Source organism: Psychrobacter sp. LV10R520-6, assembly GCF_900182925.1.
GTDB lineage: Bacteria > Pseudomonadota > Gammaproteobacteria > Pseudomonadales > Moraxellaceae > Psychrobacter.
The window spans coordinates 2,239,082-2,261,211 of record NZ_LT900024.1; the positions used below are offsets into that span (position 1 = coordinate 2,239,082).

Consider the following 22,130-nt stretch of genomic DNA (forward strand, 5'->3'; position numbering starts at 1 on the left):
CTGTTCGAACTAATCACTGTTCAAACTAATCTTTAGTATGGAACAATAAAAACAGTTCCGTTAAATTACCTTCGATGCTGTTGGCCATCTGTGCCAGCTTATCTTGGTCAGCGCGCATTTGAGCAAGCTCAGGATCTTCATCGTCAATACCGCTCAGCACAATCATTGGTAAGGTTAACACGGCCACATCTTCGGCAGTATCTTCAGCTTCAAACCAATCGTCAGCCTCATCACCATACATGGCATCAACAAAGCCAATCGACCATGCTACGATATCTGATTCATCTGAAAAGTCGACTGCCACTTCTTCGTTGCCAGCGTCTTCACCAAATGGTAGCTCAATTGGCGTCTCATTTTTGAGCTCGTCCATGATTGAGGCGCGCCAGCGATGAATACCGTCAATGACGTTTTCTGGAATTTCGCTAACATGCCCTTCAAACAGCGCATCTATCCAGTTAGGTAGTGGACGCCCAATAACAGTAGCAGTCAAAAAGCCATGGGTGGCGACACTATCGAGCACAAATTGGCTCTCTTGATTGTCTAAAAAATCCAGTAATTCATCAAAGCTCAGCTGGTTGCTCATAGTGAGGTGTCCTTAATCGATAGCTGGCGTCATACGCAACAGACCATCTGTTAAATGCAATATAGTAATAAAAGTAATCTTGGTCAAACAAATAAGATGAAATCATGATGATGAAATAGCTCTTGTTAAAAATTAGCAATAGAATTCAGCCAGCTTAGCACAGTTAGCTAGTAACAAGCTGTCGGGGACATTCTGAGCCCTAGGCTAAGAGTTAAGTATTGGCTTAAGTCTTAAATATCGTCATCATCCCAATCGTCGCCATCTTCATCAAAGTCATCTAAATCGTCTAGCTCATCTTTTAATTCTTTGGCCAGACGCTTCTCTTCTAGCAAGTTATCGATTAAACGGCGTTTCTCAAGGCTACTTAAGCGTGTACGCACGCTGATTTCTGCTTCTTCCACCATCTTGGCATCATCGTCGTCTACGAAATCATCTTCAAAATCATCTTCAATATCAGCGTCACTCATGACAAACTCCTATCATTTAGGCATTAGTGTAAAAATACGTCTGTATATATATGCCTTATAAAGTCTCTAACGAGCCTTGTCAATCATTTTTATACCTATAGTAATTTTAAACTCAGTTATAGGGTAATTATAGACAGTATTATTGGTCTTCGTTTTCGGTCATTAGCACCGCATTACGGACATCAGTTAAGCGCTGAATCATAGCGTCATTACCGCCATCAAATACCGCACATTCACGCTCATAAACGGTTGTCGGACGTTCCAAACTTTGTACTTGGATATGGTTACTGATTTGTTTGAGACCCGCATTGGGCAGTAAAATAAGCATCTGCTCTTTTTTGCCCACACTCTGTAGCAGTTGCGTGATTGCCTCAGTTTGAGCGCTATCACTGACCCCAACTTTAGCCGGTAACGCAAAGCGTGACAGCTCAATATGCTTATCATGGATAATCTTATTGAGCATCAAATACAGCTTACCCAGCATGACACCCGCTAACGCCACTTTGGCATGGCCGTTATCGGCTTTAAGTTCTGCAAAAGCACCTCTTTCGTTAAACTGTGGCTCATTGACAGCACTTACGCCCAGTAGCAATGGCTGCTTGAGCAATTCGATTAGCGCTTGATTGAGTAGCTGAGTACAGAGTGCCAGATAAGGCATACGCATCTCAGGTGCTAAGCGCTCCAGCATATTATATTCATCATGAAACATAATCTGTACGTTAACACTATCAAAAGCGCGGGCAGCAGACAGCTTGGACCCGCTACTACTCACCTTATGGCTACTGCTGTCATCACTACGGCTATTCGCCTGATTTTGCATGCTACTTGTCGCATTATGGTTAGTAGCGTTTACAGCGTTAGAGTCAGTCGTAGTGCCCTGAGTTTGTTGCGTCCTTAAGTAGGCGTTAAGTTCATCATGAATAGCGGCCGTGCTGACGGTAGTTTTACTGTCGTTAACTTGGTCATTAGCCTGATCGTTAGTTTGCTCATTAGTTTGCTCAGATGACTGACGATTATTAGCGCGTTGCCCCACTTGTAAGTACTGCTCACGGTGCAGATCTTGAATATCATGGCTCAGTGCATTGATTTGCTCTTTGGTTGGGCGCGCAATATAACCATAAAGTAACCATAATAATAAGTGCAAAAACAGTGAGCCGATGACGAATGGCCACTGCATAGTGATTATTTCACCTTTACTGATGTCCTTTAGCGTCAATGCAACACTACCAATTACCGCATCGCCTTTAGTAGCGATTTGGCTAATAGTATCCCCTTGCTGCATGGGCGCATTACCGACAGGCACCAATAAATCATCATTGTTATCCTTAATCAGTATCCGCGCGACATCTTGCTCGCTGGTATAACGATTGGCAATAACACTGAGACTGACACGGTCTTTATTCTCTAAAGACAGGCGTGACTCATCAATCAGCTGGGCAACCATTTGCTCGCCTTTTTGCGCACGGCTTTTAGTCAGCTGTTGATCGGTGCTAATTACCAGTAATAGGGTCTGCAAACAAAAACTAACCAGAATAATAATGGCAAACAACCCTTGCCGCGGCGCTAAATACATCATGATATGGTAAACTTTTTTAGGGAAAGGAAATTAAAAAACGAGGCTATTGCTCATTATTTGGAAGAGTATGCTGCTATATTAGCTTGGTCTGATGCGGCTTCGTTTAAGTTAATAGATCATGGCTTAGGTGAGGCGCGCTCAAACTAGATTTTTTCGACCTCATTGCGCTGTGAACAAACGGCCAGCTCGTACTATCTACTATATCACCATAGTGGTCATCATAGGTTTAGCGGTTATCATAAATTTAATCTAATGGCTGTTTTTAAGCGTTTTATTTTAAAGACTTTATTTTGAAGATCTTATTCTAATGGATTTGTTTCAAAAGCTCTGTTTAAAAAGCTTCATTCCAGTAGATTTTAGCTGTGATACGCGCTTTTATCCAACTGTTGTACTTTGCGTGCCATCTATAGGCGCTGCCCAGTAAAGCTGTTATTATTCCTAATCTTATCTGAGCATACAAGGGACAATTGAGCCATGCCAAAAAATACACCTTATTCGTTACCAAAAGACAGCAAAGCATGGCAACAAGCCGTCGATTCTGTAGCTTCACTATTACCTGACAATACCAATTTGCAAGATTTTGACGCGCTACAGTCTCTGCCCGTCTTTGCCCTAATTGTGGTACTGCCTGCGCATGTTCATGCACTTGATATTCATCAATACGTTCAGTCGTGGGTTGATGAGCAGCCAAGCTGGCATTTAGTGACGGTAGCAGAAGATACCGAGGCGAGCTTTGTTAACATTACTATTGATGCTAGTGGCATTAATGACATCGAACCTGCTTATGTATCTAACACCCTCTCCAACAGTGCCGCTCACGCTAATACAACTAACACCTCGTCTACTACCAAAGCCAAACCGCCGTTTGTCCCTGCGCAAGTGTTTCGTTATTTGCTAGTGCCCGTTACCGATACCCTCATGCATCCTGGCAAAAAAACAGCGGCCGCTCATATCATTGATGATCAGCTGACCACTCGTCTACGCCAAGATTTAGAAAAAAAATACTTAGCAGAAAGCAACAATAGCGCACAAACTATTAATGAAACAAAAAGCACAGAGCCTAATAGCTTAGACGTGGTCGATTGTCACATTCTATCTATCGGTCATATGCTGCGCACCCACAAACTGGCTTGCTTTGATATGGATTCAACCTTGATTGAACAAGAAGTCATCGTTGAGTTGGCAAAAACGGCTGGTATTGGTGAAGAAGTTGAGATTATTACTGAAGCCGCTATGCGTGGCGAAATTGATTTTGATGAATCTTTTGCTCAGCGTGTGGCGTTATTACAAGGCATTCCTACTACTGTACTTGATGAGATTTGCGCCCGCCTAACTTTATCGACAGGGGCTCGGACGACTATAAGCGCCCTTAAAACTTTAGGTTATCATACGGTATTGGTTTCAGGCGGCTTTACTTATTTTGCCCGCTATATCGCTGAACAGTTGGGCATTGATGAGGTACACGCGAACCATTTGGATATCGAAGATGGCGAGGTAACCGGACATGTGCAACTGCCTATCATCAATGGCGCCAAAAAAGCGGCTATTGTCGCGCATACTGCTGAGCGCTTGGGCATTGAGATGTCACAAGTCATCTGTATTGGCGACGGCGCCAATGATTTGCCGATGATGGCCAATGCTGACTTAGGCATCGCCTATCATGCCAAACCGATTGTGCAAGCGCGTGCGGATGCGGCCGTCAATGTCACGGGACTTGAAGGCGTCCTCTATGCCCTTGGCTACCCAGCGCTGATCCCTGCGCAATAAAGATTGGCTAGAGCTGTTTCTTTATTTAGGTATCCATCTAAAAAAAAAGCTAGGTTAATGCTTCTATCGTTGGCCTAGCTTTTATGATTTATACAACTTTTTACGCTGATCTTTAAAGCTAGTTTTTCTTATTGAACTTATTAGTCTTGAATATATTAGCATTGAACATTAACGCTCATTTTACGACTTTTAAACAAGTTATGACTTCAAACAACAAAGGAATGTCCATGACGGCATCGCCATCACCACGCCCAGAGTCGCCGTCGCCGAGTCCACAAGTAGAGACCGCTCCCGTGCACAACGATAGCCTGAAAAAACGTAGCCCGCAAAAAGACAGCCCGCAAAAAGACAGCCCAAAGCAACTATTTGGCGTTTATATTAAAGGTATCGCGATGGGCGCCGCTGATATCGTACCCGGCGTCTCTGGCGGTACGATTGCGCTGATTGCTGGTATTTATGAGCGCTTGATTAATGCCCTTGGTAGCATTGGCCCTAGTCTTTGGCGCGTGTTTCGTCAAGAGAGCGGTATCAAAGGTCTGCTTGCTGTTTGGCGACACGTCGATGCAACATTTTTATTATTCCTGTTACTAGGTATAGCGACTAGTTTTGCTACCTTAGCCGGTATTATCAAGCACCTGCTAGATAATCAACCGCTATTGATTTGGTCATTTTTCTTCGGCCTCGTGGTCGCTACGGTGGTTATTTTATTAGCCGAGATTAAACGCTGGAATGTTGTTCGCGCTGGGTTGTTTATTACAGGTTTGGTGGTGGCAGTGGTCATCAGTAGTCTGCCCTTGCTGACCACTACCCCGAGCTTGCCGTATTTGTTTTTTGCAGGGGCGATTGCGATTTGCGCGATGATATTACCCGGAATTTCAGGGTCGTTTATCTTATTGTTGATGGGCGCTTATGACACGGTATTAGAAGCGGTACATACTTTTAACCTGACTGTTATTTTGACCGTCATGGCGGGTATGGCAAGTGGACTATTGCTATTTACCCATATGCTCAAGTGGCTACTATCACGCTATTATCAAGGAACGTTAGCGCTATTGACGGGCTTTATTGCGGGCTCGTTAGTCAAAGTATGGCCGTGGAAAACAGATGCCTTAGGCATGCTAAACAGTGATGCGATAAATAACGTTGCCCCATGGCAATATCCTACTGGGGCTCACTGGCTTACCACCTTAAGTCTAATGCTATTGGGCGCCATTTTAGTCTCGTTGCTATCATGGTGGGGGCACCGTAGCAATCGCACTTAAACTATCGCTATAGGTAATCCAATTTAGAAACGGCACAAAACCATACTAAACCAAACGTCAACTGTTGTCGCAAAGTCGCCCTTACCCCCTTTAGCTTTGCACGCCTTGCTCTCATAATAGTTCTATTGGAATTCACCTTATGATTAGCGAGATGAATGATGTTTTCAACTGTATTTTCTATGGTAGGTATAAGCACATTAGATTTAGGCACATGGAGCGCTGGGGCGCTACTTGGTTATGGTCTATTAGCAGGCTCGATTGCGGCGCTCGCTCTATCCTCACAGCGCTGGCTGCTGTGGTATCTGTTCGGAGGCATGGTGTACTGGGTAGCCGTTGAAGTCATCCAGAGTCTATTATTACATTGGTTCGTACTATCAGAATGGCACAGCTATGTGGCAGCGATGGGTATCAGCTGGCTGCCCTTAGGGGCCTGGGTATTATATCGGGCGCTACGTTACGATGATCTCAGTCAGTCCGTACAGCAACAGCGCGAACTAGAAGCCGCCCGCTATATTGAGCATACGCCTGTTTATGATGCTGATTATCAGCCGCGCTTTTATTAGACCTATCACAAGCAAGTCATGGACGCGCGAATGTTACAAGATACTCAACGCTCTCTACGTAATTACTAAAGAATTAAGGCCCGTCTATGGTTTATAATGTAGTTATATAATTGTAGTAAAAATTGCTATAAAGTACGCTTTATTTCATTTCTTATTCTTTAGGAGTTTAACTATGTTTACTGTTCCTGTTTTAGATGTAAAATCCGATCCATTAGATGTGCTATTGACGGCAATTGGCTATAGATTATCAATGCTGGCTGATAGCGATAGCGATAGCGAAGAGTTCGAATCACTACTGGCTGATCGTAAAGTCATCATCGAGTTTGCCAGTAAAGAGGCTGACATTGCGCGTTATTTTAGCTTTGATAATGGGGATTTTACCCAACACAGCGGCCACGCTGATAATGCGGATCTAACGATTAGTTTTAAAGATTCAATCACTGGCGTCAAGCTGTTGACTAAGGGCAGTCTTCCCGCTTTTATGACGGCGGTTCAAGAAGGCAATCTAAGTATAGAGGGCGACTATAGCTTAATGATGTGGTTTAATAAGTTGGCCAAACATATCGTGCCGACTATTCCTGAAGAGCTAAAACCTTATATTACCCGTGCCAAACCTTATGCTTATAAGGCGCAGCAGTTTGCTGGTCACTGGATTGGTGTGGCTAAACATAAGCTCGGCAAATAAGTAACTTGGTGATAATTGTTTAGATAATTAGTGGTACGGATAGCACATGACATTTTAATTGCCTACCAGTACAATAACTATTGGTCAGCGCATCCCTGCTATTGTTATTAAGGTTGCGGTATACTACGGTTACCGCAACCTTTTTTATGAATTAAATTTAGAGTTTATCTGAATTTAATTTTTTAAACTTCAATTTACATCGTTTTCCTTATCTATCATTTATTCATATTTTCTGCTTTTCACGGCACTTATGATACATAGCACTTATTATAAAAGGACTTCACTCATGGCAGGATTGCTTTCAATCACAGAACCTACCGCCAATACTACCAGCACCACAGCCGACTTCTTCGCTACCTCTACGTTAGCAACAGACGCAACATCACCTAGCAAACACAGCCGCGAACAGATTGCGCAGCTGTTTGATTTGCCATTAATGGATTTGTTGTTACAAGCACAAACCATTCATCGCCAGAACTTTAAGGCCAATGAAGTACAAATCAGCACCTTATTGTCAATTAAAACCGGTAACTGCCCTGAGGATTGTGGCTATTGTGCACAATCCGGTCATCACCGTGATAAGACCAAACTACAGGCAGAAAAGCGCATAGACGTTGATAAAGTGATTGCTGCTGCTAAACGCGCAAAATCTAGTGGCTCATCAAGATTTTGTATGGGAGCCGCATGGAAACATCCGAGCGCCAAAGACATGCCCTATGTAGTCGAGCTGGTCAAGGAAGTTAAGGCGTTAGGGCTGGAGACTTGTATGACCCTAGGCATGCTTGATACCAATCAAGCTACCCAGTTGGCCGATGCAGGATTAGACTATTACAATCACAATCTGGACACCTCACGCCGTTACTATGAGCAAGTAGTCAGTACCCGCAGCTATGATGAGCGACTAGATACCATCACCAACGTGCGCAACTCGGGTATGAATGTCTGTAGCGGTAATATCGTCGGCATGGGCGAGAGCCGTGATGACCGTATTGACTGGGTACATGAGTTACTTAAAATGCCCAAAGCGCCTGAGTCCATTCCCGTTAACTTACTGGTTCCTGTTTCAGGTACGCCCATTGGCGACAAAATATTAGCAGAGGGTGAGCTTTCAGTCCTTGAGTGGATTCGCACTATTGCAGTGACGCGTATTTGTTGCCCGAGCAGCTATGTAAGACTGTCCGCTGGGCGTGAGAGCTTATCGGATGCCGAGCAAGCTTTAGCCTTTATGGGAGGTGCTAACTCGTTCTTCTATGGTGATAAGCTGCTAACCACCGGTAACGCCAGCCAATCAGGCGATGATAGATTGATGCGTGAGCTGGGATTAACCAAACAGTTTGCTGCGCCAAGAGCACCCAAGCACTTGCCAGTAGTTGATGCTATGAGCGGTCATCAATCACAGGTGATGATGGCAGAGTAATTTAATCGCGTGCTGCTACCATTATCCTTCGGTTGTCTACGCTAATTTTGCCAGCGTTGCAAATGTTATAATCTAGGTTTGGGCTTGTCAGCGTTTATCGATAGTAAGAAATAGAACATTAAAAGACCAAATAATAAAAGACTGATAACAAAGGATTAGGCCATGGCGGATTATTTTAACTGGATTAAAGCGGCCCACATTATCTCAATGGTCACTTGGTTTGCGGCAATTTTTTATCTGCCGCGCCTGTATGTTTATCATGCAATGAGCGATGATAAGATCAGTCATGAGCGCTTTATCATTATGGAGCGCAAACTATACCGCGGTATCATGACCCCATCGATGATAGCAACTTGGGCTTTTGGTTTGTGGATGGTATTTTTGGGTTGGGACGTGTACAAAACCCAAGGCTGGCTACACGTCAAGCTACTATTAGTGGTTCTACTTTCCGCTTATCATGGTGCATGTGGTTTTTATCGTAAGAAGCTCGTCGACAATCCACAATACAAGTCACATGTTTTTTGGCGCTGGTTCAACGAAGTGCCAGTCTTTGCCTTAGTCATTATCGTCATTTTAGTGGTGGTTAAACCCTTCTAGAGTTGGTACCCCTCTAAGCTGACTTTGAAGCAATTCTAAAATAAAAAGCGTCCGCAACCTTGATAAGTTGCGGACGCTTTTTTATGTTTAAATAAACGGGCTTTGTTAAACAATCTATATTAAACAGTCGGGCGCATGATTTGATAGACGTTGCTTAAATCATAAACTCGATAGCGCGCGGGCTCACGGCGACTTTCTCCGGCATAACTTAATATTAGCGCTTGTTTGTCAGCTTCATCGACCCAGCCAACAAACAGCCCGCTATGCTCGACACCATTGTAGCCGTGATTGATGTAATACAGCCAGTCACCCACCTCAATCTCACTACTATTAGCATAAGGCCCTTGGCTATAAGCGCCTTTATGTACCGTGTCTCGCGTTACCCCTGCCCGATTAAAAACGGCATTAAGATAATCCCAACAGCCACCTTGAATAATGGTACGCTCATTTAAAGCCATAGCACGCGCTGTACTAATAACTTCTCGGGCAGCGGTGCTACTTTGGGTCTCAGCCCTGCTTAGCAGCGGTAAGTATTCACTATCCACATTGTCATAACTACCAGATAAAAACGTAGGTAGTACGGCTGGCGATTGTCGTTGCACGTCAGGATAACGATAAGAAGTAGTAGCAATAGGTTTGCTTAAAACCTGATTATTAAAGTTATTAAAACTGTTAAGACTAGAAGCAGGTCTAGGATTAACAGCGTTCGTTCGATCGGTACGAACACGTTGAATGGTTGAGCGGGTGCTAATCTTGGCAGCAGGTACTGCTACTGATGATCGTGTGTAGCGAGCCATTAATTCAGGCTGGGCTGATTTTTGTGCAATAAGCGCGCTCATACTATCGGCATGGACGTAACTTGTGCATCCTAAGAATAATGTTAGCAACGCGGCAGCAGGGGCTTTTTTTATAGTGGTGAGTTTGGTTATAGCAGATTTAGCAAATAATACGTTATGCGAGGCAACAGCCAACAATGGTGGCATGACCAGCTCCTTGTCAATAGGGTATGTGATGAACAGGTTATCAGCTTGTAGCTATAAACCATTTAGACCAGAGACTGCAAGCACTATTAATTACGGTCAGGCGATAAAAGGAGGACAAATCAAGATAAAAGGTAGGAAAAAAAACCGGAAGAATTAAAACAAAAAAGGAAAGAGGGACAAAAAACAGGATTAAGCGTTGCTAATTTTAATCGCTGTTCATCTTAATATTGGCATGACGTTTGTTCATCGCCTGCCCTTCTAATATGGCTTTGGTTGCCTGAGCTTCTTTTTCATTATCAAAGCCGTTAATATGGTATTTACGTACACTGTCAGCACCAACGATCTGTAGCTGCTCACCATCTAGGGTGATTTTATCACCTTCTACCAGATGGATATGATTGCGTTTACCTTGATTGTCATGTACCAGTTCACCATCTTTCACCCATAAGATACCGCTACTAATATGACCGCTCATGGCTTTTTTACGCTGTTGTCGCTGCCGATTAAAAACAAAACTACCAACAATCAATAATGCAAGCGCGCCAATAGACCATCTCACAGGTAACAGGCTCATTGCCATTGCTACGGCAACTGCGCCTACTAATAACGCCGCACCAAACCAAAACAGCCCATTGTCTAATGCTTGGGGCTGTCCTTGTAAGGTAATCTTTGCGCCGTCATCAGTCAGCTTAAGCATGCATTACTACCTATTGCGAGATCATTAAATAAAAATTAGAAGGCAGCTAAAAGTTAATTGAAATAGCAATTAGCGATGAAAACTATTAATCTAACGAAGTTACCAGCCTAAAGCAGTCTTTTGCATAGTGATAAGCTCAGCAATACCTTTTTCGGCTAGGATTAGCATGTCATCAGCTTGAGCGCGGGTGAATGGTTTTTCTTCGGCAGTTCCCTGCAGCTCGATAAATTCGCCTTTTTGGGTCATAACCACGTTCAAATCGGTATCACAGCTGGCATCTTCTTCATAATTTAAGTCTAGATAAGCTTCGCCATCTTTCATGCCTACAGAGACCGCAGCGACTAAGCCAATGAGTGGATCAGCTTTGAGCTTTTTGGTTTTTTGAATACTTTCAAGCGCATCGATTAACGCAATAGCAGCACCGGTAACACTGGCAGTACGAGTGCCGCCATCTGCTTGCAACACATCACAATCGAGATAAATGGTATTTTCGCCCAGCTTGCTTAGGTCAATCATCGCGCGCAGGCTACGACCGATTAAGCGTTGAATCTCTTGGGTGCGACCCGATTGCTTACCGCGCGCCGCTTCGCGTTGGTTACGAGTATTAGTCGCGCGAGGCAACATACCGTACTCAGCAGTAATCCAGCCTTTGCCCTTGCCTTTTAACCAGCGTGGGACACCGGATTCAACACTGGCGGTACACAATACTTTGGTATCACCAAAGCTGACCAACACTGACCCTTCGGCATGCTTGGTATAGTGGCGCTCGAAGCTAATCGAACGAAGTTGGTCGAGCTCACGGTTATTAATACGCATAAAAATTCCTAATACAAGGTTATAAAAGCAGTCTGTCTATAGTTTTTGAATCTATAGTTTTTGAATCGGTGTTTATTTGATCAACAAGCAGTTAATCAGTAAATATTTAATCAATAAGTAACCTATTAAAACATATGATAACAAATAATTATCAGGCAGCCTAGCAGGCTTAAATTATGAGATATCCTAACGTGACAATGGCCTAATAGCAAGATAGGTGTCAGCTCTCAACCTATCAGTTTGACCAAGATCATAGGCAAAATGAAGGCAGAACTGCCTTTGTTTTGCCTAATTTTAGTATCGAAAAACGTCTGTTTTTCCGACTATATTCTACGTTAGTCTAAACCTTCCATTTTACGCAACTCTTTACGAAGGATTTTACCAACGTTTGATTTTGGTAGTTCATCAACGAACTGTACGTGACGAGGACGCTTATAGCCGGTCATGTTCTTTTTGCCAAAGTCGAGCAATTCTTGTTCAGTTACGTTGCCTTTTTTGACCACAAAAATCTTGGGATCTTCGCCGCGCTCCTCACTTGGTATACCAATCGCGCCGCACTCCACAACCGCTGGATGTTCACTCATGATCTCTTCAATTTCATTGGGATAGACGTTAAATCCAGAAACTAAAATCATGTCTTTTTTGCGATCGACGATTTTGATAAAGCCTTTTTCATCCATGATACCGATGTCACCCGTTTTCAGATAACCAGTCGCCGTAAAAGTTTCCGCTGTTTCGTCAGGACGGTTCTGGTAACCAATCATCACTTGCGGGCCTTTCACACAAATCTCACCGCGCTCACCGATGGCGACTTCACTTTCGTCATCATCAGTCAATACAACGTCGGTGCTAGACGCTGGAATACCAATTTTTCCAGTGAATTCAGCAATGGTCATCGGATTAAAGGCTACAACTGGTGAGGTTTCAGACAAGCCGTACCCTTCGACGATAGGTAAACCTGTAATTTTATGCCACTCTTTTGCAACGCTAGGTAGTACTGACGTGCCGCCACCAATAGCTGCCTTTAAATTGGAAAAATCTAGTTCCGCAAAGCTGTCTTTATGTACCAAACCATTAAATAAAGTATTTACTGCTGGGATAAATGATGGCTTATATTTAGCCATTTCTTTAATCAAACCATCTAAGTCACGCGGATTGGGAATCAATAACCCTGTATAGCCTTCATACATGCCATACATACCGCAAACCATAAATGAGAACACATGATACAGTGGCAACGCGGTTAAAATCACATCGTCAGCGTTAGCATCGTCTTCAAAAGCGCTGTTCATCAAGGCGCTAATCTGCAGCATATTAGCGACCAAGTTACCGTGAGACAGCATTGCGCCTTTGGCCACACCTGTCGTACCACCGGTATATTGTAACAAAGCCACATCGCTTAAGTTTAGATCAGGACGCTGATACTTGCTGGCCGATACCGCGTTTAGCGCCTGCTTAAAGTCAATGCTTTTAGGCAAACTATAAGAGGGAATTATTTTTTTGATATGGCGCGCAACTAGATTGACCACAGTGCCTTTAACCAGTCCTAGCATATCACCAAGATTACAAACAACGACGTGCTCAACTTGGCCCTTATTTTCAGCTTCTTGATAAGTCTTAGCGAAGTTTTCAACAATGAATAAGGCCTTTGTACCGCTATCACGCAACTGATGAGATAGCTCACGGCTGGTATATAACGGGTTGACGTTGACCAAAACCATGCCCGCACGGATGATACCGAGGGCAGCAATAGGGTACTGCAAAATGTTAGGCATCATTACGCCAACTTTGTCGCCTTTAACCAATCCTAGCGACTGTAAATAGCTGGCGATCTGACGGCTATATAGATCGAGTTGCTTATAGCTTATCGACGCACCCATGCAGATATAGGCAGGTTTTTTCCCATAACGCTGAAAGTTACGCTCAAAGACCTCAAGCAAAGAGGTACTGTCATCTGGCATATCAATAGTGGGGCTAATACCATAGCGCTCATAAGCGTTGAGCCACGGTCTATCGCTGGGGATGGTCGGCATAGTCGGAAATGCGGTCATCTCAGCTATCGACTGGGCATCATTCACACCCGCTTCTTTGCCTTTGCTTGGCTTATGGTCAGGCGTTGATTTATTGATACTGTCCGTCATAACTTTCCCTAAATGTTACCATTAAAAATATAGAATAATCTAATGAAGATGCAAATATAGTGTTCGTTGGTGACTGTTCGTTAAACAAAAATCCTGTTATAGATAATATCCAGATAAACAGTCATTTGCTGAACCAGCAGCCATTGTAACAGTCGCCAATCTAGTTATTAATCGGTCACTAAATTTAAAACGCTAAAATATCTTTGTAAGATTTGTAGAGCCTAAACCTATGATCTTTTAGAGCTAAATAGAGGGTGATATTAACGGGCACTATAGCAGTTTTGCCAAAAATTCTCTATGTGTACCGTCTATCCTCCACCAAAAACGTTACTAAAAAAAAGATAAGGCCGCACATAGGCAACCTTATCATTTTTTTGTTATTGATTAGCACTTAACTCATGGTAAAAATAACCTTAGCTTCGATTTTGACACCAGCTCTAGCTATTATTTAGCTTGTCTATCTTCTTCAAGTTTGCGCAAATCTTTATGTAAGATTTTACCGACGTTTGTCTTTGGTAACTCATCGATAAACTCAACATGACGTGGGCGCTTATAGCCAGTCAAATGCTCTTTACCATAGTCAATGACCTCTTCAGCGGTAAGGCTAGTATCTTTACGTACCACAAAAATTTTCGGAGATTCACCGCTTTTTTCGTCTGCGACACCAATGACACCGCATTCTAAAATCTTTGGATGACCGGCCATGACCTCTTCAACTTCATTCGGATAAACGTTAAAGCCAGAAACCAAAATCATGTTCTTCTTGCGGTCGACAATAGTCACATAACCATCTTCAGACATAATGCCGATGTCGCCAGTACGGAAAAATCCGTCCGCCGTCATAGCCTCAGCCGTGGCATCTTCACGATTCCAGTAGCCTTTCATCACCTGTGGGCCACGAACCCCGATCTCCCCACGCTCGCCAAGTGGCACCTCATTACCCGCTTCATCTAGGATCGCGATGTCGGTAGCAGGCATAGGTACACCAATCGTGCCGGTAAACGTCGGACTATTATAAGGGTTGGCAGTCGCGACCGGAGATGTTTCAGACAGACCATAACCTTGAACAACAATATTACCCGTTACCTGACGCCATTTTTCTGCGGTTGCACTTAGCACTGCCATCCCGCCACCCATCGACATACGCAACTTACTATGGTCCATGGCTTTAAATTCTTCATTATTGGCAAGCGCATTAAATAAGGTGTTTACCGCTGGGAAGAATGCCGGTGGAGTGGCTTTATATGCTTTTAACAAGCTGTCAAGGTCGCGTGGGTTGGGCACTAATAGCACGACGCAACCGCGATACAGACCGAACATACCACAAACCGTGAATGAGAAAATATGATACAACGGCAAAGCCGTCATAATCACGGGCTGCTCACCCCTGCGATCAAAATCATCAAAGGCGGTGCCCAAAAAGGTATTAGACTGAATTAAGTTTGCTACCAAGTTTTTGTGAGTTAGCATCGCGCCTTTCGCCACACCAGTAGTACCACCAGTATATTGCAGGACAGCGATATCATCGAGCACAATATTGCTGGGACGCTTGTACTTACTGGCAGTGACTTGCTTAAGCGCATCTTTGAAGCTCACGCTATTGGCAATCTTGTAGTCTGGTACTAGTTTTTTGACATGACGGACGACCGTGTTGACCATGAAGCCTTTGAGCGTGCCCATCAAGTCGCCCATACCCGTAATAACCACATGATCCACTACTTTACGGCCAATATCTTGATAGGTTTTGGCGAAATTTTCGACCATAATCAGCGCTTTGGAATCAGAATCGGTCAGTTGATGTTCAAGCTCTCGGGTCGTGTATAACGGATTAACGTTAACTAAAGTGAGACCTGCACGCAGTACGCCAATGACGGCTACGGGCAATTGTAAAATATTGGGCATCATCACCGCGACTTTATCACCTTTGACCAGTCCTAATGACTGTAGATAAGCGGCAAATTGGCGGCTATATAAATCCACTTCTTGGAAGCTTAGCGAAGAACCCATGCATATATATGCCGTTTTATCGCCATTTTGAGCAAAGCTTTGCTCAAAAATATCGATAAGCGAGGTATTGTCAGCCGGTAAATCGATATCGTAGGTCAGTCCAAGCTCTTCATAAGTTTTTAGCCAGACTTTATCATCACGACGGGTTAAATTGCCTTGGCCTTGATTGTCCATAATCTTGTTTCTCCTAATAAATTTTGTGCAATTAGCGGTGAATACCCCTTTGTTCTTTAACATACACACTTTGCTTAAACTACTCAATACAAAAAATTGGCACTTGAGTCCACGAAGTTACTTGACGGCCAATAAAATCATTTATATCAACATCTTGTAAAGATATTGACAAGGTTTTTAACAGTCATTAGCTAAACACCAATAAATGTTTACTATATACTATTTTATGCTTACTTCCTGTTTAGAAAGGCGCATATTTTCATTTACCGCAGGTTGGAGGGCATCGGCAAGCTCCGTTAACTGTACAAAGCCACGACGCAAACCGTTAGTGTCACTCACGGTCTGATAGCTTAAGCTTTGATTTGCAAGCTGTTTACTGTCGCTATATTGCCAGTTGTTGATATAAGGACTTTGCTGTAAGCGCTGACCAAAACCGGCGACTGCCACCGCAAACTGAGTGTCAGGATGTGCGTTGTTTAATGGCGCGGCCTTGCCAACGGATTTAATCGGTAAATCAATTAACTGGGAACTTGATTGCGGCTCGGTTTTATAGCGTATTTTTAAAAAACCTAATTCTGTACTGTTGGCATTCTTTGCTGACTTACGCATGGTCTGTGCGGTGACATTTTCTGCATAGCGACGCGGGGCAAAAGTACCCGTTTGACCTTTGGGAGTAATCTCAAACAATGCCACTACTGCCTTGCCTGCACCTAATTCTCCGGCATCAACTTTATCATTATTAAAGTCTTGCTCAGCGAGCACGCGGTTTTCGTAGCCAATCAAACGCCACTCTTCAACTTGCTCTGGATTAAATTCAATTTGAATTTTGACGTCACTAGCAACGGTATTGAAGGTGGAGGCAAGCTCGTCACTCAGTACTTTTTTAGCTTCCGTTAAGCTGTCAATATAGCTGTAATTGCCATTACCGTTATCGGCCATTTGTTCCATCATATAATCGTTCAGATTGCCACGACCAAAGCCAATAGTTGATAGCGAAATGCCACGATTGCGATTGGCTTTGACCAAATCTAGCATCTCGTCAACATCGCTAATACCAACGTTAAAATCACCATCAGTCAGCATCAAGATACGGTTGATACTGTCTTTTTTTAGTGATTTTCTGGCCTCGTTATAAGCAAGCTTTAGCGCATCCTCGCCGTTGGTACTGCCGGCAGCTTGCAGACCATTAATCGCGGCTTGGATGGCGACGCGCTTATTTCCGCGTGTCGTTGGCAAGACCACCTTCGTGCTGCCTGAATAAGTGACGATACTGATACTGTCTTCGGCGCGGAGCTGCTTGGATAATAGATTCAATGTTGACTTGGCAAGTGGTAATTTATCTTGCGATTGCATCGACCCTGACACATCGACCAAAAACACTAAGTTAGCAGGGGGCAGCTGGACGCTTGTACTGTCAGTTTTGCCAAATTGCCCCAAATACGTGGTGTCAATTGCTTTAATACCGACTTTTAGAATTTGATTGCCTTGCTCTACCTTATCCCATGGCGAGTCGACAAGCTCAGTCTCAACCATAAAAGGAGCGCGACCAAGACGACGACTGTTCGAGAAGTCATAAGGAAAATAATTAATCATCTCCTCAACTCGTACTGCTGCGGCAGGTGGCAATTGGCCTTCATTCAGGTAGCGGCGTATATTGGCATAGCTGCCAGTGTCGGTATCAATAGATAAAGTGGCGACTGGCATATCGGCCGTACGATGAACGGGATTTGCTGCGTTCTTTTGATAGTTATCGCGTGCTTCTGGTGCGACTCTTATTGGTGATGGTGATGGCATAACCATAGACTGAGATACTGAACGCGTGAGCATATTGGGACTGTTGGTATTATTGCTGGCATAGTCAGCACTTACCATTTCAACGACTGGGGTAGCACCTGAGACCACCACAGGCGCTAACTGCTCTTTATTCTTTAAAGGCTCTTTATTAGTTATAGGCTGTTGGCTTACGGTGCTGCTATTCGTTTCCACTACAGACTTACTCATCTGCTGTGTACTACAGGCACTCAGACCGATACTGGTTATAGCACTTATCAGCAAAGCGGTACGGTTAAGCTTGTAAGTACGCGTTCGGATTGAATGGGTTAATAACATAAGCAGATTCCTTGTACTTTATAAGCAGAGAATTGAGCGGAATTTAAATAATCATTAAACAGCCATTAAGCCAAGCAAAAAAAATGAATAACTTGTCTATATTTCTACTGATATTTAGCGCTATCATTACCACTTAAACTATCATCACCAACTAAACTATTGGTTAACAACCAAAAACAATTAGATTAACTATACTTAACTTAGTTTATAAAATCTATCAATAAAATAGCAATCGCCGCGTCATGACCTGTCGTCTATTACGGCAGACACCTTTTTAATTGTCGCGATTTCCTTTACGATAGCGCTATCTTATTTTTATTTTCAGCAAAGCTTTTAAGCATGTCATCATGCGTCAAGTTAAAAGCAGAGTAGCCGTTATTTTTAGAACGATTGGCCAATATGATTTGACAAAAATAAACGGGTGACTTTGGGAGCTTGCAAACAGTTAAGAACGATGAAGAACAACTTATTCGAGTGTTCTTTAACAAGTCATTATAAAAATAACGTACTATTTTTGCTCTGGATGAACGATACCCCATCGCATAACCCAACTGAACGACCCTATTTAAAAAACAATATTTAAAATTGATAAGCGAACCCTATTTTATGCCTGATGTCATTGATAACACCATTAATCCCGTCGTACCTAACGATGCAATGGACACCCGTTCTGTAGCGGAGTTCACCGAGCAAGCCTATTTAAATTATGCCATGTACGTCATCATGGATCGGGCGCTACCTAATATCGCTGATGGTTTGAAACCCGTTCAGCGACGCATTATTTTTGCCATGAGCGAGCTGGGTCTTAAGTCTACGGCTAAGCCCAAAAAGTCTGCTCGTACGGTTGGTGACGTACTGGGTAAATATCATCCACATGGTGACAGCGCCTGTTATGAGGCCATGGTGTTGATGGCACAGCCGTTCAGCTATCGCTATCCGCTGATTACTGGTCAAGGTAACTGGGGCAGCCCTGATGACCCCAAATCCTTTGCCGCCATGCGTTATACCGAAGCAAAAATGTCAGCCTATGCCAATACGTTATTAGCAGAATTGGGTCAAGGAACCGTCGATTGGCAAGATAACTTCGATGGTACGATGCAAGAGCCAACGACTCTACCAGCACGTCTACCCAATATCTTATTAAATGGTACGACTGGTATTGCCGTAGGTATGGCAACCGATATTCCGCCGCATAATCTTAACGAAGTAGTACGTGCGGCTATTCGCTTGCTTAAAAATCCTGAGCTATCAGTCAAGCAATTGACTCAGTCGATACCAGCGCCTGACTTGCCCACCAGCGCTGAAATCATTACCAGCAAAAAAGACCTACAAGCTATCTACGAGAGTGGACGCGGCAGCTATAAAATGCGTGCCACTTATCATATCGACGATAAAGAGAAGAATTTAGTTATTATCGATGCGTTACCCCATCAAGTATCAGGTAATAAAATCCAAGAGCAAATCGCTAAGCTGATGACGGATAAAAAACTACCTTGGGTCGTCGATATTCATGATGAATCGGATCACGAAAACCCGTGCCGTATCGTCTTGGAATTGCGCTCAACTCGGGTCGATGTCCAGCGAGTCATGAGCCATCTATTTGCTAGCACTGATCTTGAAAACAATTACCGCATTAACATGAATATGATTGGGCTAAACGGTAAGCCGCAAGTCAAAAACCTAAAAGAGATATTAGAAGAATGGCTCATCAGTCGCCGTTCAGTGGTCATGCGTAGATTGCAATATCGTCTCGATAAAATTGATAAACGCCTGCATATTTTAGCGGGACTGTTGGTTGCTTATCTAAATATCGACGAAGTCATTCGTATTATTCGGGAAGAGGATGATCCAAAATTAGCCTTGATGCAAGATTATGATTTAACTGACATTCAGGCTAATGCGATTTTAGATATTCGTCTGCGCCAACTGGCAAAGCTACAGGAGATTGAGCTCAGACGTGAGCAAGACGAACTGGCAGCTGAGCGCGCTATTCTTCAAGAGTATCTCGATAATCCGGAAAGCCTTACAGGCTTAATCATAGATGAGCTGACCGAGGATATGAAAGCACACGGTGACAATCGCATGTCGCCACTAGCAGAACGCGAAGAAGCGCAAGCTTTAAAAGAGTCAGACTTAGTCCCTAGCGAACCAATTACTGCGGTATTATCCAAAGCAGGCTGGATTCGCGCGGCCAAAGGCCATGAGGTCGATCCCGCTGGTATGAGCTATCGCTCAGGCGATGCTTACCAAGCATACGTCCGAGGTAAATCGAATGAGAAAATCTACGTACTCGATAGCACCGGACGCAGTTATAGTATTGATGCGCACAATCTTGCCTCGGCTCGTGGTCAAGGGGATCCGCTCACTAGCGTATTGAAACCGCCTTCAGGGGCAACTTTTGAGCAGCTACTCACCGGTGACAATGACCAGCGTATTATCTTAGCAAGCTCGCAAGGTTATGGATTTATCAACACTATTGGTAATCTAGACAGCACCCAAAAAGCAGGCAAAAAAATCATTAACCTGGCTACTAATAGCCGATTATTACCTATCGCGCGTATTGACGGTCAAGCCGAGGTGAATGTAAATTCAGAAAATAGCGGCATATCTGCTACTGAAAAAGACTCTACTCCTGATCATATCGCCGTCGTGACTAATGCTGGATATTTATTAATCTTTGCGCTTGATGATTTACCTGAGCAAGCTCGCGGTAAAGGCAATAAAATGATCAATCTAAAAGATAAAGAAGAAGTGCTGGCTATCACGCCATTACGTCAGCAAGACAGTCTGATTATTACGGCTGGCAAGCGTCATGTCACCTTAAAGCCGATGGACTTAGTCAACTATACGGCCAAACGTGGTAGTCGTGGTAGTCAGTTGCCAAGAGGCTTTCAGAATGTGAGTTCGGTTGAGGTGGTTAGGTAAAGTTTTGCCTTTATTCATACCTTAATTGTTTTAGATAGCTGGGCTAGAATCCTAGCTTATGTATACTGTAAGATAAAATGCATAATAACAAATATCAACAACATCTAAATAACGTTAAGCAGTTTGTGGCAGAGCTTAATAGTTGTTTTTACAAGAATAAAGAATAATCACATTTACTATAGATAGGACTGCCAAAGCCATTATGAACAATAAAGCACCCGCCCCTAAAATCATATTTTTTGATATCGATGATACCTTAAGCCGTAACGGCATTATTGCCGAACATAATAAGGCAACTCTTGAAGCACTCGCGAAGACTGATATTAAATTGGTGATTTCGACGGGACGTTCAAAAGCTATCCTGCCTGCTGATATTCTAGCTTTACTTGAGGCTGATGTATTAGATGCCATTATTTGTATGAATGGACAATATAGCTTTAATAACGATGGCATGATCAGTCATTATCCATTATCAGATGCGCAGACTAATAAGATTGTGCTTCTGTGCCAGCAAAGTGAACTTATTCATAAGTTTGACTCGGCGACTCATATTGCATGGTCAGATGAAAACGAGCGACTGCGTGAATACAACGCTATAACGCCAAACTCTATTCTTGACCCAGATTATTATAAGTCAAATCCTGTCTATCAATGTTCCGTATTCTTTAACAACCAAGAAGACAAAATGCAGGATGTTAATTTTGCCCAAGATGATTTAAAACTGGTGCATTGGCATCAAATTGGCGCAGATATATTACCAGCAGAGGCGTCAAAAGCACGAGGTATCATAGATTTATGTCAGCATTACGCCGTAGATGTTAGCGATTGCATGGCGTTTGGTGATGGTATGAATGACTTAGAAATGTTTGACTTGGTCGGGTTTGCCGTGGCAATGGGTGATAGTCAACCGGCTCTTATAGAGCGTGCGGATTTTGTCACCGGTACTATTGAGGAATACGGTATACAAGCGGTGCTCGATCACTTACATATAGACCAGAAAGCTTAAATCAGTAATTAGCCCAGAAGTCATAAAAAAACCCCTGCTACTATCTAGCAAGGATTTTTTTATTTTCTGAAATTCAACATCAACCTGCAACCAATCCATAAAACCAACTGCCCAACTTATAACAGGCTATAGCAATCAAAATAAATATCAATGCAGCGATTAAATAAGCCAAAAATGTTGGCATGCTGGTCAACCAGCCAATAGTAAAAGCCACGCCAAGATACGCTTCCAGTGGCCAGCTTAGAACTGATGTGCCCATGCCCGCATTGAAGAAGGTAATAATGGCAGATAAGCCTACCACAGCTGTGATAATGCCAGCAGTTTTACGGTTATTCATTTTGTCTCTCTTGTACCA

18 protein-coding genes are annotated in these 22,130 nt (G+C 43.3%); 8 read left to right on the plus strand and 10 right to left on the minus strand.

The features are described 5' to 3' along the window. Positions 1–25: 25 nt before the first annotated feature. The 3 genes from U1P77_RS09285 to U1P77_RS09295 form a co-directional block, all read right to left on the minus strand. On the minus strand, positions 26–583 hold the full coding sequence (locus tag U1P77_RS09285) for a UPF0149 family protein (RefSeq protein WP_321154738.1): 558 nt from the start codon (positions 581–583) through the stop codon (positions 26–28). Positions 584–813: 230 nt separating this feature from the next. After that, complete coding sequence (locus U1P77_RS09290; protein ID WP_201556622.1) at positions 814–1,050, minus strand: PA3496 family putative envelope integrity protein; 237 nt, start codon at positions 1,048–1,050, stop codon at positions 814–816. Positions 1,051–1,189: 139 nt separating this feature from the next. Next, positions 1,190–2,626 carry a hypothetical protein gene (locus tag U1P77_RS09295; RefSeq protein WP_321154739.1) on the minus strand — a complete coding sequence of 479 codons (1,437 nt, stop codon included), beginning with the start codon at positions 2,624–2,626 and terminating at the stop codon, positions 1,190–1,192. A 474-nt stretch (positions 2,627–3,100) separates the two neighbouring features. Here U1P77_RS09295 and serB point away from each other — a divergent pair, with 474 nt between their 5' ends. From serB to hemJ, 6 genes are all read left to right on the plus strand, one after another. Then, the gene (serB, locus tag U1P77_RS09300) at positions 3,101–4,393 is read left to right on the plus strand and encodes a phosphoserine phosphatase SerB (RefSeq protein ID WP_321154740.1); all 1,293 of its coding nucleotides are present in this window, start codon (positions 3,101–3,103) and stop codon (positions 4,391–4,393) included. 227 nt (positions 4,394–4,620) lie between these two features. Beyond that, positions 4,621–5,655 carry a DUF368 domain-containing protein gene (locus U1P77_RS09305; RefSeq protein WP_321154741.1) on the plus strand — a complete coding sequence of 345 codons (1,035 nt, stop codon included), beginning with the start codon at positions 4,621–4,623 and terminating at the stop codon, positions 5,653–5,655. Positions 5,656–5,810: 155 nt separating this feature from the next. Beyond that, complete coding sequence (gene aciT, locus U1P77_RS09310; protein ID WP_321154742.1) at positions 5,811–6,218, plus strand: AciT family ciprofloxacin tolerance protein; 408 nt, start codon at positions 5,811–5,813, stop codon at positions 6,216–6,218. A 172-nt stretch (positions 6,219–6,390) separates the two neighbouring features. After that, positions 6,391–6,903, plus strand: a complete 513-nt coding sequence (locus tag U1P77_RS09315) for an SCP2 sterol-binding domain-containing protein (RefSeq protein WP_321154743.1) — start codon at positions 6,391–6,393, stop codon at positions 6,901–6,903. Positions 6,904–7,189: 286 nt separating this feature from the next. Then, positions 7,190–8,320, plus strand: a complete 1,131-nt coding sequence (bioB, locus tag U1P77_RS09320; RefSeq protein ID WP_321154744.1) for a biotin synthase BioB — start codon at positions 7,190–7,192, stop codon at positions 8,318–8,320. Positions 8,321–8,482: 162 nt separating this feature from the next. Next, positions 8,483–8,917, plus strand: coding sequence for a protoporphyrinogen oxidase HemJ (hemJ, locus tag U1P77_RS09325; protein ID WP_201556612.1), 435 nt, complete (start codon positions 8,483–8,485; stop codon positions 8,915–8,917). Positions 8,918–9,036: 119 nt separating this feature from the next. Here hemJ and U1P77_RS09330 read toward each other — a convergent pair whose 3' ends face one another. The 6 genes from U1P77_RS09330 to U1P77_RS09355 all read right to left on the minus strand — a co-directional run bounded on the left by U1P77_RS09330 (position 9,037) and on the right by U1P77_RS09355 (position 17,844). Next, positions 9,037–9,756, minus strand: coding sequence for a hypothetical protein (locus tag U1P77_RS09330; protein WP_414479085.1), 720 nt, complete (start codon positions 9,754–9,756; stop codon positions 9,037–9,039). 349 nt (positions 9,757–10,105) lie between these two features. Further along, positions 10,106–10,597 carry a hypothetical protein gene (locus U1P77_RS09335; RefSeq protein ID WP_321154746.1) on the minus strand — a complete coding sequence of 164 codons (492 nt, stop codon included), beginning with the start codon at positions 10,595–10,597 and terminating at the stop codon, positions 10,106–10,108. Positions 10,598–10,696: 99 nt separating this feature from the next. Further along, positions 10,697–11,413, minus strand: coding sequence for a ribonuclease PH (gene rph / locus U1P77_RS09340; protein ID WP_321154747.1), 717 nt, complete (start codon positions 11,411–11,413; stop codon positions 10,697–10,699). Between the two features lie 335 nt (positions 11,414–11,748). After that, complete coding sequence (locus U1P77_RS09345; protein WP_321154748.1) at positions 11,749–13,554, minus strand: AMP-binding protein; 1,806 nt, start codon at positions 13,552–13,554, stop codon at positions 11,749–11,751. A gap of 444 nt (positions 13,555–13,998) precedes the next feature. After that, entirely contained in the window at positions 13,999–15,735 is a 1,737-nt protein-coding gene (locus tag U1P77_RS09350; RefSeq protein ID WP_321154749.1) for an AMP-binding protein, read from the minus strand. A gap of 219 nt (positions 15,736–15,954) precedes the next feature. Continuing rightward, on the minus strand, positions 15,955–17,844 hold the full coding sequence (locus U1P77_RS09355) for a vWA domain-containing protein (protein WP_321154750.1): 1,890 nt from the start codon (positions 17,842–17,844) through the stop codon (positions 15,955–15,957). A gap of 606 nt (positions 17,845–18,450) precedes the next feature. On the opposite strand from U1P77_RS09355, the gene parC reads away from it, so the two are divergent. Continuing rightward, complete coding sequence (gene parC, locus U1P77_RS09360; RefSeq protein ID WP_321154751.1) at positions 18,451–20,769, plus strand: DNA topoisomerase IV subunit A; 2,319 nt, start codon at positions 18,451–18,453, stop codon at positions 20,767–20,769. Between the two features lie 202 nt (positions 20,770–20,971). Next, positions 20,972–21,775 (plus strand): Cof-type HAD-IIB family hydrolase, encoded by an 804-nt coding sequence (locus U1P77_RS09365; RefSeq protein ID WP_321154752.1) that lies wholly within the window; start codon positions 20,972–20,974, stop codon positions 21,773–21,775. Between the two features lie 79 nt (positions 21,776–21,854). Here U1P77_RS09365 and U1P77_RS09370 read toward each other — a convergent pair whose 3' ends face one another. Continuing rightward, a complete protein-coding gene (locus tag U1P77_RS09370; protein ID WP_321154753.1) occupies positions 21,855–22,112 on the minus strand; it encodes a hypothetical protein in 258 nt (85 codons plus the stop codon). Positions 22,113–22,130 lie beyond the last annotated feature (18 nt).